16 protein-coding genes are annotated in these 17,149 nt (G+C 45.2%); 11 read left to right on the top strand and 5 right to left on the bottom strand.

What is annotated here, in order from left to right; all coding sequences use genetic code 11:
- Positions 1 to 361 precede the first annotated feature (361 nt).
- Together OQJ86_RS15375 and OQJ86_RS15370 are read left to right on the top strand one after the other, a co-directional pair.
- Entirely contained in the window at positions 362 to 2,263 is a 1,902-nt protein-coding gene (locus OQJ86_RS15375) for a hypothetical protein (RefSeq protein WP_265988304.1), read from the top strand.
- Between the two features lie 4 nt (positions 2,264 to 2,267).
- On the top strand, positions 2,268 to 3,884 hold the full coding sequence (locus OQJ86_RS15370) for a M91 family zinc metallopeptidase (RefSeq protein WP_042604575.1): 1,617 nt from the start codon (positions 2,268 to 2,270) through the stop codon (positions 3,882 to 3,884).
- 97 nt (positions 3,885 to 3,981) lie between these two features.
- Here the strand turns inward: OQJ86_RS15370 and hutH are convergent, their stop codons facing one another.
- The 5 genes from hutH to hutC all read right to left on the bottom strand — a co-directional run bounded on the left by hutH (position 3,982) and on the right by hutC (position 10,416).
- Entirely contained in the window at positions 3,982 to 5,517 is a 1,536-nt protein-coding gene (gene hutH / locus OQJ86_RS15365) for a histidine ammonia-lyase (protein WP_265988303.1), read from the bottom strand.
- Between the two features lie 11 nt (positions 5,518 to 5,528).
- Complete coding sequence (gene hutU, locus OQJ86_RS15360; protein ID WP_265988302.1) at positions 5,529 to 7,226, bottom strand: urocanate hydratase; 1,698 nt, start codon at positions 7,224 to 7,226, stop codon at positions 5,529 to 5,531.
- A gap of 96 nt (positions 7,227 to 7,322) precedes the next feature.
- Positions 7,323 to 8,336: a formimidoylglutamase gene (gene hutG / locus OQJ86_RS15355; RefSeq protein ID WP_042604577.1), complete on the bottom strand. Its 1,014-nt coding sequence runs from the start codon at positions 8,334 to 8,336 to the stop codon at positions 7,323 to 7,325.
- Between the two features lies 1 nt (position 8,337).
- Positions 8,338 to 9,588, bottom strand: a complete 1,251-nt coding sequence (hutI, locus tag OQJ86_RS15350) for an imidazolonepropionase (RefSeq protein ID WP_265988301.1) — start codon at positions 9,586 to 9,588, stop codon at positions 8,338 to 8,340.
- Positions 9,589 to 9,708: 120 nt separating this feature from the next.
- Positions 9,709 to 10,416 carry a histidine utilization repressor gene (hutC, locus tag OQJ86_RS15345; RefSeq protein WP_265988300.1) on the bottom strand — a complete coding sequence of 236 codons (708 nt, stop codon included), beginning with the start codon at positions 10,414 to 10,416 and terminating at the stop codon, positions 9,709 to 9,711.
- A 193-nt stretch (positions 10,417 to 10,609) separates the two neighbouring features.
- On the opposite strand from hutC, the gene OQJ86_RS15340 reads away from it, so the two are divergent.
- The 9 genes from OQJ86_RS15340 to OQJ86_RS15300 all read left to right on the top strand — a co-directional run bounded on the left by OQJ86_RS15340 (position 10,610) and on the right by OQJ86_RS15300 (position 16,846).
- Positions 10,610 to 11,353, top strand: coding sequence for a sporulation protein (locus tag OQJ86_RS15340; protein WP_265988299.1), 744 nt, complete (start codon positions 10,610 to 10,612; stop codon positions 11,351 to 11,353).
- Between the two features lie 304 nt (positions 11,354 to 11,657).
- Entirely contained in the window at positions 11,658 to 13,586 is a 1,929-nt protein-coding gene (thrS, locus tag OQJ86_RS15335) for a threonine--tRNA ligase (RefSeq protein WP_038868651.1), read from the top strand.
- 3 nt (positions 13,587 to 13,589) lie between these two features.
- Entirely contained in the window at positions 13,590 to 14,141 is a 552-nt protein-coding gene (gene infC, locus OQJ86_RS15330; protein WP_080774336.1) for a translation initiation factor IF-3, read from the top strand.
- A gap of 117 nt (positions 14,142 to 14,258) precedes the next feature.
- Positions 14,259 to 14,453, top strand: coding sequence for a 50S ribosomal protein L35 (gene rpmI, locus OQJ86_RS15325; RefSeq protein WP_009705876.1), 195 nt, complete (start codon positions 14,259 to 14,261; stop codon positions 14,451 to 14,453).
- A 40-nt stretch (positions 14,454 to 14,493) separates the two neighbouring features.
- Positions 14,494 to 14,847 (top strand): 50S ribosomal protein L20, encoded by a 354-nt coding sequence (gene rplT / locus OQJ86_RS15320; RefSeq protein ID WP_004727974.1) that lies wholly within the window; start codon positions 14,494 to 14,496, stop codon positions 14,845 to 14,847.
- A gap of 335 nt (positions 14,848 to 15,182) precedes the next feature.
- On the top strand, positions 15,183 to 15,443 hold the full coding sequence (locus tag OQJ86_RS15315; RefSeq protein WP_227741108.1) for a hypothetical protein: 261 nt from the start codon (positions 15,183 to 15,185) through the stop codon (positions 15,441 to 15,443).
- 306 nt (positions 15,444 to 15,749) lie between these two features.
- The gene (locus tag OQJ86_RS15310) at positions 15,750 to 16,130 is read left to right on the top strand and encodes a RidA family protein (protein ID WP_265988296.1); all 381 of its coding nucleotides are present in this window, start codon (positions 15,750 to 15,752) and stop codon (positions 16,128 to 16,130) included.
- A gap of 10 nt (positions 16,131 to 16,140) precedes the next feature.
- Positions 16,141 to 16,530 (top strand): VOC family protein, encoded by a 390-nt coding sequence (locus tag OQJ86_RS15305; protein ID WP_039974511.1) that lies wholly within the window; start codon positions 16,141 to 16,143, stop codon positions 16,528 to 16,530.
- A 1-nt stretch (position 16,531) separates the two neighbouring features.
- Positions 16,532 to 16,846 (top strand): heavy metal-binding domain-containing protein, encoded by a 315-nt coding sequence (locus tag OQJ86_RS15300; RefSeq protein ID WP_038868645.1) that lies wholly within the window; start codon positions 16,532 to 16,534, stop codon positions 16,844 to 16,846.
- The last annotated feature ends 303 nt before the right edge of the window (positions 16,847 to 17,149 follow it).

Below are 17,149 nucleotides of genomic sequence, written 5' to 3'. Positions count from 1 at the left end.
GTTCTCTCTTGGTTGAAAGATCTGATCGCAGAACCAGCTTTTAGTTCACTTCTATTTTTATCCCGAGTTCAGGTTAAATAGCTTCGATAGTCGGCGTCTAGAAGGGCACCTCCATCAGGAATTTTTCTCAGAACCTCAGTTTGGCTCTACATTCGGTGAGCTAGAACACTCTTCACAACAACAGCTGTTTTCTGAGGCATGGCCTTCAACAGAAGAGGCATTAAATGCTGTACCAGTAGCCGCAGAAAGTGCGTTAAGTGGCCCTGCAATATTAAATCGTCTGGGTCGAGCTGGAAGCTCTACACTTGAAGTGCTTGGCCCTGTTGGCGATGCCTTTGCTGTGGGGGTTTGGGCAGAGAGTATGGCATCTACATTTTCCAAAGAGTCATCGACGCGTTTAGATAAAGCAGCGTCTGTCTTCTCGATTGTGCCATTGGTCGGTGATGAGCTAAACATGCTGTCCAATGATATTAAATACTTTGCAGCGAAAGAGAAGATTGAGGAGTTTGAATCTCAAACTCACTATGTTTTTAATGATCATCATCCTGATTTCAATCGATTTCATCACAAAAAGGAAGACGCAATTAAGCTGATTAATCAATACGATAGGCACGTTAACGCGTCGATTGAAATGTACATCGACCAACTATTGCTTGCTGCGGATACGGAATATCGCCGAATAACAGCAGGTTATGATCGTCAGCTTGTGAGGCAAATGGCGAGGATGGATCTGGAATATCTCAAGGTTTATGGTCACATATCAGAGCAATCAAATCTCAATAGCCCGTTATGCTCCGACGTTGCTGATAATCCGCTTAATTTGCTGGATTGTGTCAAATCACAAGGTCAGGAGCGGATTCAGCTGATCGCTCAACAATTATCCTCGTCAGAATTAAATCAACTTCACCTAAAATTACACGAAGCGAAGCGCTCGCTTGTCCAAACTTCCATAAATAACTTGCAGGAGCACAAAGACATACTGCTCAGTAATGTCATTGCTCGTGCAAAGAGCCATCTTCCTGAAGTCTACCAATACACGAGACTTAATCGACGTTTACTTGAGGAGAGGGCACGTATGAGTGGGTTGCGTGAGTATGCGAAAGTGAATTGGAATGTGGATTATTTGTCAGAAGAGCAATTACATACCGCGACATTTGAAGTGAAGCCAGCAAGAGAGTGTTGGGGTATACCGTCCGTTTATCCCGGTGGTATTCAGGCATCGCTTGACGCATGTAAAGACTCAGGACCGCTCTATGACACCTACCATGTATCTAAAGATCAAGAGCTCGTTGATGTGATCAGAAAATCGTTTAACTTCGATGTGGATACTTATGTGGGAGCGAAGGTCAACCAAGGTTGGCAGTCGGGATTACTGCGCTCTAAATTACATGATGTGGCTTATGCGTATGTATTTGGTCAACTCTCAAATCAAGCATTTGAAACCTTGATAACACAGCTATCAACAATGAAAGTGCTTCCTTATCAAACTACCTTAACCGAGTACTTAAATAGCCAGGGCTTGAATGTTAACGATCCTGAGCAAAGGAAAGACTGGTATCAGCTTAGCCGTTGGTATGAACTGCTTTTAACTGAAAAACCATCCGGAGGGGTATTAAGTGCTATCAAGCAATATGAAGTGTTCCGCGCTTTCATACAGCCAGTCTTCGAACAAACGATTGTTGCGGCTTACCTTCGTGATGTGTACTACTCAATACCTTACCCAAGCCTTTATTCAGCGAAGAACCTTCGATTTTATTCTCCAATTATGGCGAATACTTTTGACCAAGTTGTAGCGAGCTCCAACGCGAACACGCTGCTGAGAAACTTAGATTCGGCTGTGGGTGAAATCATCGAAAAAGTACATGAGGTTAATACCGCTAACGACTTACATTATCTACTTGGTGATTTGGCCTTGTACGCACAAATCGCTCAACACCAACAATCTGCAGTGCATGTACTGACGTCTGGTGTTAATTCTGCCCAGCTTTTTAATAGTTCATTATCAGTGGTGCATAGACAGTACCTCAATGAAGCGCATCAGCGGGTCCTTTTTCAGCAAGTGAAAGCATCAGATCAGCATCCTCTCTGGCAAGCGCTGTCTAATGTCGGTAACAAACTGTCTGAAGGTGAACTGGAGTTGGCGATTACTCAGTTGGGTGATGTTATTCGGAACAACGAAATGACAATGCTTCCGCAGATTAACGAAGTGCTTCTCCAAGAGCTAGAAGAGCTTATCGAGCTACAGATTAAGATTGAGGGTTAATAGGATGAAAACTTTAACAAAAGTGATGTCTGTCATTTTTACATTCTCAATATTGATTGGAAGTGCTTTTGCTGGTGGTGGTGCAGAGATGGGGGAGTTTTATGCTGCCCCTGATGGTGTGAAGGTCATTTATGGGCACAACACCCCGCAGTACGGTAATCTCTATCGAGTATCAACTAACCTGTATGTACAAACAAAGGATGACGCTTATCTTGCAGATATTAAACTTCTGATTCAAAAGCTGAAAATATCACCTACTGGGCGAGAAGTGTTGCGCCAAATCGCGACTTATACTCCCGTCAATGCTCCAGAAGATACTGTAGCCCCCCTTATTGAGCATCTTCAAGGCGTTGATACGAATAAGGTTAATGTGGTGACCGTGATTCGCGAGCCGGAAAGCGCTGGTCGTTTGTTTGAGACCGTTCCTTCCAGTTTCGTTGATAGGCAAAAGTCTGAGCTTGTCTATTCAAGGCAATTTGATGGAAAAGGCGTGTCAAACACGGTGTTCTTTTCTACCCAAGAGGTGGTTAATATTCCGGGAACGGACAAGCCTTTTGATCAAGCGGTCGCGCTAGGTCATGAGTTAATTCATGCTCGTGATTACGCTTCAGGCGCGATGCCTCCAGGTAGTGTGCTATTAAAGCATCGCCATCCCGAAACCGGACAGGTTACGGAGTACTCGATTGAAAATGCCGAATATCAAACGACGGGAATTTTCCATTATAACAATGCAGAAAGCGGCAGAGATGCTGAGACTGCGATAAGTGCAATTCGTAGTGATGCGATCATGAGGCGGGAAGAGATGTACTTCCGCTGGAAATCTAATGGGCAGAACAAGCCGAAAGCTTATTTGAAAAATGAAAAGGTAGTGAGTGAGTTTCATTTGGCCGATGATCTTGGCGCATATAAGAGAAATACTTATTGGCCTGCAGGGCAGTACCAATATCATCCTTATACGGTTGAGGTAAGGCCAGCTGCTGCAGGATCTCTATCACCCAAATGGAATACATTGGAGGGTAAGCAAGCCCATGTCGAAGTTCGTCGAGCATTGAACCAGTCTTTGAGTGAAGGCAAGGAGACGGCGATTGTGCTTATTGATGCGACCGAGCAACGATTATCGCAAAGCTTACAACACTCTCCGGCGCTGACAAGGCGTGGTTTAGGGAACCAAAGTGCGATCTTAAATTATGCTGCTAAGAACAACATTAAAGTGGTCAATGCTTATAGTTCTGAAAATGAAACGCCTCTGGCGAGTTTGAAGAAGAAAAAACGCAGCCGAATGTACCGCGCAATTCTCGGGCAACCCGAAAGTTCGGGTGGATACAAAGATGTTCAGTTTAGTTTGGACAATCAATCCTTACTTTCACAAGAACTCGAAGGTCAAGATACTGTACTCGTGATGGCGTATTCCGATGGTCAAATGACAACAAACATCGTCGATAGCTTATCAGACGACCTCAATAAGCAAGTTCTGGTCTCACGACATTCTAATCTCGATTATCAACCTTCAAACTTGAGTGTGGAAGAGAGTACCGCTTGGTTGAATATCCGAGAAAAACAGAATGTGAAAATGCTCGGCTCTGGCAGCCGTAGCCGTTTCAACATTTGCAGTATTCAGTAATGTGCTGATGATGTTGCTACAAAGGCAACAAGAAGAATCAAAAAACAAAGCCGATTGAGTGTGCTGCTCAATCGGCTTTTTCTTAATAAGAAGTGTATTAGTGCACGCTAGGGAGCAAACTCTCTGGCATTAATGCATTGTGCAGTGCCAGTTTGAGAAGGGCGTTTGCCTGCTCAATATCGGGTGCGAAGTAACGGTCTTTGTCGTAGAACGAGACTTTCTCGCGCAGCATTTGCTTAGCAATCTCGATGCGTTCGGAGGACTTGTTTGGTGCACGGAAATCCAACCCTTGCGCGGCTGATAAGTATTCAACCGCCAAAATACCACGCGTGTTTTCTCCCATCTCTTTCAGGCGGCGAGCCGCAAAAGTTGCCATCGAAACATGGTCTTCTTGATTTGCGGATGTTGGCAAGCTATCGACAGAAGCAGGGTGAGCCAGTGTTTTGTTTTCACTTGCTAACGCAGCCGACGTCACCTGCGCAATCATAAAGCCTGAGTTCACACCGCCATTGTCGACCAAGAATGGAGGAAGCTTAGATAGCGCGCTATCAATAAGCAGTGCCATACGACGCTCTGACAAGCTACCAATCTCTGCAATCGCAAGGGCAAGGTTATCTGCGGCCATTGCCACGGGCTCGGCATGGAAGTTACCGCCGGAGATGATGTCGTTATCTTCAGCAAACACCAACGGGTTATCTGATACTGAGTTCGCTTCTACTTGCAGAATCTCCGCGGAATTACGAATTTGCTGTAAACATGCGCCCATGACTTGAGGTTGGCAACGAAGTGAATATGGATCTTGTACTTTTTCGCAATCGGTGTGTGATTCACCAATCTCGCTGGTTGCTTCTAGCATATGTCGATACGCTAATGCGGCATCCATTTGGCTACGATGACCACGAACACGATGAATGCGAGGGTCGAACGGACGACGGCTACCTAATGTAGCTTCTACCGACATCGCCCCGCAAACCGTCGCGGATGAGAACAGATCCTCTGCGATGAATAGGCCTTCCAGTGCAAATGCCGTTGACGCTTGAGTACCGTTAAGCAGTGCTAAACCTTCTTTTGGGGCCAGTGTGATTGGCTCTAGACCAGCAATTTGCAGAGCTTCTAAGCCAGAAATAACTTTGCCATTGTGACGTGCTTGGCCTTCACCAAGAAGCACCGTACTCATGTGAGCCAGCGGCGCTAAGTCACCCGATGCGCCTACTGAGCCTTTTTGTGGAACGCATGGATACACCTGCGCATTCACAAGGTCAATCAGCATGTTGATGACCTTCAAGCGCAAGCCTGAGAAGCCACGTGCAAGGCTGTTGATTTTCAGTACCATCATCAAGCGAACGGTTTCATCTGACATAAATTTGCCGATGCCCGCAGCGTGTGAAAGCACAATACTGCGTTGCAGCGTTTCTAAATCTTCTGGCGCAATACGTGTGTTCGCGAGTAGACCGAAACCCGTATTGATGCCATAAACGGTGCGATCTTCTGCAATCACTCGGTCTACAACTTGAGTGCTTTCCTCAATGGCCGGAATGGCTTCTGGATCGAGAGTAAGGTTGACAGGTGAGCGGCTCACCTGACGCAGTTCGTTTAAGCTAATATGGCCTGGCTTTAGCGTTAAATTGAGCATGTCTTTCATCCTTACTTCAGCTTTTTCAGTTCTTCGTTGAGCATTGGTAGATCTAATTTTTGTTCGGCTGCGCATTGTTTGGCGATGTCGTAGCCGGCATCAGCATGACGCATAACGCCCGTCGCTGGGTCATTGTGAAGTACGCGAGCAATACGCTCAGACGCATCATCACTGCCATCACAACAAATAACCATTCCCGAGTGTTGAGAGAAGCCCATACCAACACCGCCTCCGTGGTGTAGAGACACCCACGTTGCGCCGCCTGCTGTATTCAATAGCGCATTAAGTAGCGGCCAATCCGATACGGCATCAGAGCCATCCATCATACCTTCGGTTTCTCTGTTCGGGCTGGCTACAGAGCCGGAGTCTAAGTGGTCACGGCCAATAACAACCGGTGCTTTAAGTTCACCGTTTTTCACCATTTCGTTGAAGGCTTGGCCAAGACGTTCACGGTCTTTTAAACCCACCCAACAGATACGTGCCGGTAGACCTTGGAACTGAATGCGTTCACGTGCCATGTCTAGCCAGTTGTGCAGGTGAGGGTTATCAGGGATCAGCTCTTTTACTTTCTGATCGGTTTTGTAGATGTCATCTGGATCGCCAGACAACGCTGCCCAACGGAATGGCCCTATACCTTCACAGAACAAAGGGCGAATGTAAGCCGGTACGAAACCAGGGAAATCAAATGCGTTTTCTACGCCTTCTTCCAACGCCATTTGACGGATATTGTTTCCGTAATCCAGTGTTGCAGCGCCGCGGTTTTGCAGCTCTAGCATGGCTTGAACTTGTACAGCCATTGATTGTTTCGCCGCTTTCACTACGCCGGCTTCATTTTGCAAGCGCATTTCTGCTGCATGAGACATGCTCCAACCTTGAGGTAAGTAGCCGTTCAATGGGTCGTGCGCAGAGGTTTGGTCTGTTACTACATCTGGTGTGATGTTACGTTCCACAAGCTCTGGGAAGATGTCTGCTGCGTTGCCTAGTAGACCGACAGAAATAGGCGTGTCGGATTCTTTGATCATCGCTAGCGCTTCATCCAACGATGTGGCTTTCTTGTCGACGTAGCCTGTGCGTAGACGGTAATCGATACGTGATTCATCGCACTCGACGGCTATCATAGAGAAGCCTGCCATGGTACCTGCTAAGGTTTGCGCGCCACCCATACCACCTAGACCGCCAGTTAAAATCCAACGACCTTTTGCCTCGCCGTTAAAGTGCTTTTTAGCGACCGAGACAAACGTCTCGTAAGTGCCTTGAACAATGCCTTGTGAGCCGATGTAAATCCAGCTACCTGCAGTCATTTGTCCGTACATCATCAGGCCTTCTTTATCGAGCTCATTGAAGTGCTCCCAATTGGCCCAATGTGGAACTAGGTTTGAGTTCGCAATCAGAACGCGTGGCGCATTTTTGTGAGTCGGGAAAACGCCAACTGGTTTGCCTGATTGAACGAGAAGAGTTTGGTCATCGTCGAGTCTTTCTAACACTTCAACAATCTTATCGAAGCATTCCCAATTTCGTGCTGCTCGACCGATACCACCGTATACAACGAGCGAGTGAGGGTGCTCGGCTACGTCTGGGTCAAGGTTGTTCATCAGCATACGAAGTGGGGCTTCCGTCAGCCAAGATTTGGCGCGCAGGTCGGTACCGCGTGGAGCACGAATTGTTCTGCTGGTATCAAGTCGTGGATCTTGTCCTTGGCGCTGTGTCATTTTAAGACTCCTTTAGTTTCACGTGTGTACCAAGTCTGTGCTTGGCTATTTCTACTCGAGTAAAGTGCTGTTCGAGTTAATCGTTATTGGGTTTGCTTATTTAGGCTTGTGGTCTTTCTCTGCCATGGCATTGGCAATGTCCCAACATAGGCGGGCTGCCAATCGAGCGGTTTGACTATCGACGTCATACGTGGGGTTGTACTCGGCAATGTCTGCCAGCATAAGCTTGTTTTTGTAATGTAGGATTCGGTCGAGAAACGGCGAAATGATGTCGTAGCTGACTCCTCTCGCTGCTGGGGCGCTTACACCCGGAGCTGTTGTCGCAGGGAATACGTCCAAATCAATCGTTAGATAGAGGTAATCGCAGTCATCGATAAAGTGCTGTAGCTGCGTTAAATGGTAGCTGTGGTTCATGTAGCAAAGCTGTTTGTCTTCCACATACCAAACGTTGAGTTCGTCCGCTTTCTGGAATAGCGCTTTGGTATTGCTGCTGCGACTGACACCAATGCAAGCGTAATGAAACTTCCAATCATTGCGTTGGCAGAAGTGATGAATTTGATTAAACGGTGTGCCTGAGCTTGGTTTTACATCTGCCAGCGAACTTTCAAAAGCGCGTAGGTCAAAATGTGCGTCGAAGTTGATTATGCCAATCTTTGGCCGCTTTTCTGGGTGATGAGTTTTGAAGTATTCGGCCAACCCAGAAAATGACGCCCATGCGATCTCATGCCCGCCACCTAGGACGACGACAGGTGAATGGGGTAGTGCCTGAGCAACTGTGGCCGCGCATTGCGATTGGCTGCTCTCTAGTAAGTCGTCTTCGCAAACGACAGTACCGAGGTCGTAAAGCGGCGCATTTTGGTGCCAAGCGAGATTGGCTAGGGCACGACGGATTAAATCCGGTGACTTTTTCGCGCCAATACGGCCTTTATTTCTGGCAACACCCGCATCGGTAGCAAAACCAAGGATCGAGACGCCTTCGCTTTTGCTCGGCAACTCTTCGACAGAAATATTTTTAATCACGTGGTGAACGCGTTTACCCAGTTCTCCATCTTCAGCATCATGACGACCTTGCCAGTGAAATGGAGCGGTATTCAGATCTGATTGAGCCATGTTACAGTCCTCCGTGAGAGACATATTCACCATTGACTATACGACCTACCAAACGTTTTGCGCCTACTTGGTAACTGAGGTCTGCTGGGTGTTCGATATCCCAGATTGAGAAGTCAGCGTCATAACCGACTTCAATCACGCCACGAGATTCCCCATAACCTAATGCTTTTGCTGCGTTTTGAGTGACGCCACGTAGTGCTTCTTGAGGTGTTAAACGGAACAGAGTGCAAGCCATGTTCATCATCAGGGTTAAATCTGCGAATGGTGACGTGCCAGGGTTGATATCCGTCGCTATCGCCATTGGCACCTTGTGCGTTCTAAGCAAATCGATAGGTGGTAATTGGGTTTCACGTAAGAAGTAAAATGCGCCAGGGAGCAAGGTTGCCACGGTCGAGGAATTGGCAAGCGCACGTACGCCAATTTCATCCAGATATTCAATGTGATCGGCAGAAAGACCATTGTATTGGGCGGTTAAAGCCGTACCACCTAAATCAGAGAGCTGCTCAGTATGGCCTTTTACATGCAAGCCATGCTTTTTTGCCGCCTCAAAGACCCGCTCGGTTTGCGCTAAGTTAAAACCAATCGATTCACAAAACACATCGACGCTGGTGGCGAGCTTTTCTTCTGCCACGAGGGGAATAATGTCATCACAAATGTGTTGGATATAATCGTCAGCACGGTCTCTAAATTCTGGTGGGAGTGCATGAGCGGCGAGTAGAGTTGTGGTGATTTTGACTTTGCGCTCTTGCTCTAAGGCTTTCGCTGCTCGCAGCATCTTGATTTCATCAGCTAGCGTGAGACCGTAACCAGACTTAACTTCGATAGAGGTAACTCCGCTTGCGAGCAATCCATCTAAACGTGGCAAAGCGAGTTCGATAAGTTGTTCTACAGTGGCGGCACGAGTGGCGTGAACGGTAGAGAGAATACCGCCGCCTTGCTTGGCGATTTCTTCATAAGGCACACCATTGAGGCGCATTTCAAACTCGTTGGCTCGATTTCCGGCGTACACAAGATGAGTGTGGCAATCAATCAAACCTGGCAACAAAAGCTTGCTTTGAAGATCAATGGTTTGTTCGTAGTGGTCTGGATTCAAAATGGATTCGGTATGTTCGCTATCGTTACCTTGTTCTTTCGTGCTGATGGCGACAATTTTTCCTGATCGAATTCCCACACGAGCAAGAGGGGAGGGCAGGTAACCTTGTTCTCCTTCTTGCATAGTGACGAGGCGTGCATTTTCAATCAGCAAATCCATTCTGATGTTTCCTTCTGATTTGTATCTTTAAATGTATATACAAATAAATAGGAGAAAAAAGCATCACTGACAAGACTAATGTTGCTGAAATGTGATCAAAACGAAGAAGTAATGCCTAGTTTACAATAAGATCTTAGAGCTTAATTTGTACTTATTGCCTGGGTGATAAAGTAACGCGGTGCTGACCAGTTTGTCTTGACTCCATGTGCGTCGGTTGAGCAGTAAGCATGGTTCATCAGCTTGCATTTTAAGATCTTGCTTCACGCGTCCATCTGGGACAATGGCTTCTACGGTATGTTCGATGGCGCTAAGAGGGCAGTTATTAGAAAGGTATTGGTTTGGTGTCATGCACGTGAAGTCTTGATTGAGGTAACTTGGTGCATATTGACTGTTCACCCAACGAAGTTCTAGCTGTATTGGTGTGCTATCTTCAAAATGAATGATCTCGCTGTAGAATACGGTAGTACCAAGCATGACGCCCAGTTTGGTTGCGATATCATCGTCCGCTTTGATTGCAATTTGTCGGAGAACTTCACTATGATGCTCTCGACCACGATTGCTGATCTCATCAGCAATGTTACGAATGTCTAATAGGGGAGATTCAGACTTCTCAGCCGGATCACAAACAAAGGTGCCGAGGCGAGGGCGGCGTTGCAGTTTGCCTTCGTTAACTAAGTCTCTAATGGCTTTATTTACCGTCATTCGACTGACTCCGAATTGTTCGGTCAGCTCAAATTCTGTCGCGATACGATGACCAACCATCCACTCACCCGAATCAATTTTATCGAGGATAAATCGTTTGATTTGCATATAGAGTGGTGCAGACATAAAGGTTTCCTTTTAATTGACTATACAAATAGTGCGTAATCTATAGACAAATTGCAAACAGACATACGTATTTTGTGCAGTGATAAAAGGAATTAATCCGCATTCTTGTCGTCTATTGCTTGTAGGAGTTTCATCAGTTGTGTAAACAGAGACTTATCAGAATAACGAAAACAGACAGTCACAAAGGAATCGCATGTTTAAAAAACTAAAAGCGTCACTCGGTATCGGCTCAGCAAAAGTAGATACGATTTTAGATGAGATGAGTGTGTATCAAGGCGCGACTTTGCGTGGTCACGTTCAAATTAAAGGCGGTGATGTTGAGCAACAAATCGATGCCATTACCATTAAATTGAACACAGAAATGAAAGTGGAAGAAGACGACAGCGTTAGTTACCAGACATTCACGATCGATCAATTGAAGGCGGTTGAACCTTTCATCATCCAACCGAATGAAGAAAAACAAGTGCCGTTCGAGTTAAAACTGCACGATGAAACGCCAATTACGGCAGTAAGCGCAATGAAAAACCAGTGCCACGTTTGGGTAGAAACCACATTAGACATCGGTTTTGCGATTGACCCACGCGATCGTGACTACATTGAAGTAAAGCCATTACCCACAGCATCACGAGTAATTGGCGCCATTGAGCAAGCTGGTTTTACTATGGTTAAAGCCGATGTAGAGAAGGGCTTCTTACGTGGTAACACATTCTCGTCACGTTCGGGTATTTACCAAGAGCTAGAGTTCCGTAATAACGGCTTCGTTTCCACTAAAGAAATCGAATTGTCATTTATATTGGATGGGGCAACGCTCCATTGCTTAGCGGAGATCGACCGCTCATTTAGCATGTCTGGTGATCAGTATCGTTCATTCTCTTTACCTGTTGATGCGACAGATTCACAGGTTGCAGCAGCAATCGCTCCGACTCTTAACCTGTAATCGCTTACTCTACGGTTCTCATAAGCTCTGATGGAAGAGAAACGCTCACCATCAGAGCTATTTTCATTTTTAGATCGCGTCGATTTTTTTTCAAAATTATTGAGGCTCTCATTCATTGAACAATGAAGTTTCAGTGACAAATTGAAATCGCTCTTTGCATTCTAAATGTGAGCTAGGTACAATCCCCTTCTCGATATTGGTCCGGTATTCGTGTTACCGAGCGGCCTTTACCGATTCTCGAAAAATCTTCTAATTTGAATAACATGTGTTGCTTGGTGTGCAACACCACTGTAAAGGATATAGCATGCCTATTATTACTCTTCCTGACGGCAGTCAGCGTCAATTTGACAACCCAGTTTCTACTATGGAAGTTGCGCAATCGATCGGTCCTGGTCTTGCAAAAGCAACTATCGCTGGTCGTGTAAATGGTAACCGCGTTGATGCGTGTGACTTAATTGAAGAAGACGCAAGCCTTGAGATCATCACAGTTAAAGATGAAGTCGACGGTTTAGAAATCGTTCGCCACTCATGTGCTCACCTTCTTGGTCACGCTCTAAAGCAACTTTACCCGCAAGCTAAAATGGCGATTGGTCCAACCATCGACAATGGCTTCTACTACGACATCGACCTAGAAGAATCTCTAACGCAAGACGATCTTGAAAAGATTGAAAAGCGTATGAAAGAACTAGCGAAGACCAAGTACGAAGTTGTAAAGAAAAAGGTTAGCTGGCAGGAAGCACGTGATACATTTGAATCACGTGGCGAACCATACAAAGTGGAAATCCTAGACGAAAACGTATCTCGTGATGATCGTCCAGGTCTTTACCACCATGAAGAATACATCGACATGTGTCGCGGTCCTCACGTTCCTAACATGAGTTTCTGTCAACATTTCACTCTATTGAATGTTGCGGGTGCTTACTGGCGTGGTAACAGCGACAACAAAATGCTTCAACGTATCTACGGTACGGCTTTCCACGATAAGAAAGCACTGAAAGCGCACCTTACTCGCCTTGAAGAAGCAGCGAAGCGTGACCACCGTAAACTTGGTAAGCAACTAGACCTATTCCACATGCAACAAGAAGCACCAGGTATGGTGTTCTGGCATCACAATGGTTGGTCTATCTTCCGTGACCTTGAAGTATTTGTACGCTCTAAGTTAGACGAATACGGTTACCAGGAAGTAAAAGGTCCACTTATTATGGACCGTGTTCTTTGGGAACGTTCTGGTCACTGGGACAAGTACGCTGATGCGATGTTCACCACTTCTTCTGAAAACCGTGAATACGCACTGAAACCAATGAACTGTCCAGGTCACGTGCAGATCTTTAACCAAGGTCTAAAATCGTACCGTGATCTACCGTTACGTATGGCTGAGTTCGGCTCATGTCACCGTAACGAACCATCTGGTGCACTACACGGCATTATGCGTGTACGTGGTTTTACTCAGGATGACGCTCACATTTTCTGTACTGAGAGCCAAATTCAAGAAGAAGTAACAAATTGTATCAAGATGGTGTACGATACGTACCAAACATTTGGTTTCGACAACATCGTAGTGAAACTGTCTACTCGTCCAGAGAAACGTGTAGGTTCAGATGAAATCTGGGATCAATCTGAAGAAGCATTGAAACAGTCTCTAGAATCAATGGAAATTCCATACGAGATTCAAGAAGGCGAGGGTGCATTCTACGGTCCTAAGATTGAATTCACGCTATACGACTGTCTAGACCGTGCATGGCAGTGTGGTACTGTTCAGTTAGACTTCAACCTACCAGGTCGCTTAGGTGCAACTTACGTAGGTGAAAACAATGAACGTCTTGTTCCGGTGATGATTCACCGTGCAATTCTAGGTTCACTAGAGCGTTTCATTGGTATTCTTATCGAAGAATATGCTGGTTTCTTCCCAACTTGGTTGGCGCCAGAACAGGCAATTCTTATGAACATTACTGATAAACAGTCAGATTATGTTCAGGAAGTAGTACAAAAACTACAAAAAAGTGGAATTAGAGCTAAAGCGGACTTGAGAAATGAGAAGATTGGCTTTAAAATCCGCGAACACACTTTGAAGCGTGTACCGTATATGCTTGTTGTCGGTGACCAAGAAATGGAAGCTGGCGAAATCGCAGTACGTACTCGTAAAGGTAAAGATCTCGGCAAATTTAAAGTGGATGATTTCATTGCATACATCCAAGACGAGATTTCAAGCCGTAAGCTCAATCTGGAGGAATAAGCTATTAAAGGCGGAAGACGCGGCCAACAGCCGGTAAAACAAAACCCACACCGTATGAACGGTGAAATTCGTGGCGTTCGTGAAGTTCGACTAACTGGCGCTGACGGTGAATCAGTTGGTGTTGTATCGATTCAAGAAGCGATCGCAGCTGCTGAAGAAGCAGGCATGGATCTTGTGGAGATCAGTCCTAACGCTGAGCCGCCAGTCTGTCGTGTTATGGACTACGGCAAATTCCTCTTTGAGAAGAGCAAATCTGCTAAAGAGCAGAAGAAAAAGCAAAAACAGGTTCAGATTAAGGAAGTAAAATTCCGTCCTGGAACTGATATTGGAGACTATCAGGTAAAACTACGCAACCTGACGCGTTTCCTTGAAGAAGGCAACAAAGTGAAGGTAACAATTCGCTTCCGTGGCCGAGAAATGGCGCACCAAGACATCGGTGTTGACGTTCTTCATCGCTTAAAAGAAGACACTGTAGACTTTGCTGTAGTGGAATCTTTCCCAAGTCGAATCGAAGGTCGTCAGATGATCATGGTTCTAGCCCCTAAAAAGAAGTAATTAACGGCTCATCAAGTAATTAAGACCTAGCCGTTTCCCTTTTAAAGGTAAGCGGTTGGGTTTTGTTCGCCCTAATTACGTTGTTTATTAAACCTACTCAATGCGGAGTTATTCATCATGCCTAAGATGAAAACCAACAAAGGTGCTGCTAAGCGTTTTAAGAAAACTGCTGGTGGTATTAAGTACAAGCACGCTACAAAACGTCACATCCTGACTAAGCGTACTACTAAGAACAAGCGTCAGCTACGTCCAAATGCAATTCTTCCACGTTGTGAAGTTGCTGCAGTTGTTCGTATGTTGCCATACGCTTAATTCTTTATAGTTATCAATCGTTTAGTTTAGGAGAAGCATAATGCCTCGCGTAAAACGTGGTGTACAAGCTCGTGCACGTCATAAGAAAGTTCTAAAACAAGCTAAAGGTTACTACGGTGCACGTTCACGTGTTTACCGCGTAGCTTTCCAAGCAGTTACTAAAGCTGGTCAATACGCTTACCGTGACCGTCGCGCTAAGAAACGTCAATTCCGTCAACTATGGATTGCACGTATCAACGCAGCATCTCGTCAAAATGGTCTATCTTACAGCCGTTTCATCAACGGTCTTAAGAAAGCATCTATCGAGATCGACCGTAAGATCCTAGCGGACATCGCAGTATTCGATAAAGCAGCATTTGCTGTTCTAGTTGAAAAAGCGAAAGCTGCTCTTTAATTAGCAGTTTAGGATTAAGAAAAGGAGAGCATTAGCTCTCCTTTTTTATTGCTTTCTGTTTCTCCTACCATAGACTTTCCCGTTTCCCGTTTCCCGTTTCCCGTTTCCCGTTTCCCGTTTCCCGTTTCCCGTTTCCCGTTTCCCGTTTCCCGCTTATATCCTAACTCTGACCAAATAAGTTGCTCCAATGGCTGGATTTGCTATTTTTCCTCTACTCATCACGTCATGGATAAGGAGCATCTGTGTTACCGAGCTATTGGGAATATCGCGTTCAATCATTCTGTTATCTACTGATGGTAGGGTTTATTAGGATTACAAACAAAAAAGGATTAGAAATGGACATTCGACAACTACAAGCCCATATAAAAGAGTTTGATCACGACCCGGAACAGAAACAGCATTATTTCCTCAAACTGATTGAAGAAGTGGGTGAGTTGTCTGAATCGATTAGGAAAGACGCCACAGGACAACCGACAGAGGACACAATTAAAGGAACAATCGCGGAAGAACTCTACGACGTACGCGTATACCCAAATATCCTCAATGCGCTAGGTTCAGCGAGATTGCATTGGTTTGTAGACGCGGCGGCGATTTAAAGATCTAGTGGTTCTAAATCGAAAATCGACAACAAAGTATACAAGCCAAGGCAACTCGCCCTTTGGGAGCGTGTCACTAACACTATTTCTTTGCCAAACAAAATGGAAATAGAAAGACTATTCCTCAAGTTGTTTGACTTTGAACTAGAGTCAGTGACAACGCTCTGAATCCTGCTCATTGAAGACGTTTGGGTATAATATGTTTGTGCATTAGCCAATGTTTATGAAATAGATTTAGAAAAAACGCACGAAGTGAAAGAGATATTGAATAAACGGAAATACAGCCGCTAGGGAAGGGGAGTCAAAATGGTTCAACGCATCAGTTACGAATTTTTGCCGCAAATTGCTGGTCCTTATGTCCATGCGGCAAGACATTGTGAGACCTTGTATGTTTCCGGATTGACAGCAATGGGCTCACCGAGCCAAAGTGAAAATCTAATCGAGCAAACAAAAACGATTCTGTCTTACTTATCGAAAATACTTGCGGAAGAACAAAGAGAGAAACGTGACCTCATCAAGCTGACGATATTTATAACCGATATAAACCAACTGTCAGAGATTCGCTCGGTATTATTCGACTTCTATGAGAGCTATTTACCGGCTTGTTCATTAGTCGAGGTGAGCCGTTTGATTCACCCCGACTTATCTATTGAGATTGAGGCAGTCATCTCATCTGAAGCATTATAGAGAGGCTTTAATGAAAATAAACCGCTTGGATCACCTTGTACTGACAGTTAAAGACATTCAAACCACACTGGATTTCTATATACAGGTTCTCGGTATGGAAAGTGTTACTTTCGGTGAAGGACGAGTAGCCTTGATTTATGGAAAGCAAAAGATAAATCTTCACCAACTAGGGAGCGAGTTTGAACCTAAAGCACGTCAAGTTGCTTCTGGCAGTGCTGATTTGTGTTTTATTACAGACACACCTATCTTGGATATTATCTCTCACCTTGAAGCTCATGCTATTGAGGTAATTGAAGGGCCTGTTCAACGGACCGGTGCAATTGGTAACATCCTATCTGTTTACATTCGAGACCCAGATGGTAACTTGATTGAGTTATCTAACTATCTTACTGAGGCTTAACATGATTTATTCAACAACCGAGACGATTCCAGGACGAGAAATCGCTGAGATAAAGGGTGTAGTAACGGGGAATGTGGTTCAATCTAAACACATTGGTCGAGACTTCATGGCGGGTCTAAAAAGTATCGTTGGCGGTGAGATTCGCGGTTATACAGAAATGATGACTGAAGCTCGAAATATCGCGATTCAGCGTATGGTCGAAGATGCAGCGAATATGGGTGCTGATGCGGTGGTTGGCATCCGTTTTACAACTAGCTCAATTGTTGATGGTTCTTCTGAAATTCTTGCGTTTGGAACGGCTGTGAAGCTCGTATAGTTGAAGAGGCTTTTGTCGTTTTAATACAGTGCAGATTGTTTTTTCGTTCGCTATTTTTTAGCTCCCCCCTTGTGTGTCATTCATGTCGGTGAGTTTGTCTCGCCATCTAGTACGAAAAGTCTGTCGACGTTGTCAATAAGTCCAAGACAACGTCGTTCCTAATTGGGTTCCTCTTCCTATCGTTTATATGCAGATCACCATTTCTAGGTATTTATTGTATCCATTCGTTGCTTTGAAATTTTGACTAAAGTGACTTCGATCGCACTACGCTGCTAAACCTAATTGTGTTCACGAACCATCAGT

This window comes from Vibrio sp. Sgm 5, assembly GCF_026241575.1.
Classification (GTDB): domain Bacteria; phylum Pseudomonadota; class Gammaproteobacteria; order Enterobacterales; family Vibrionaceae; genus Vibrio; species Vibrio jasicida.
This window is presented reverse-complemented; position numbering and strand designations above follow the sequence as displayed.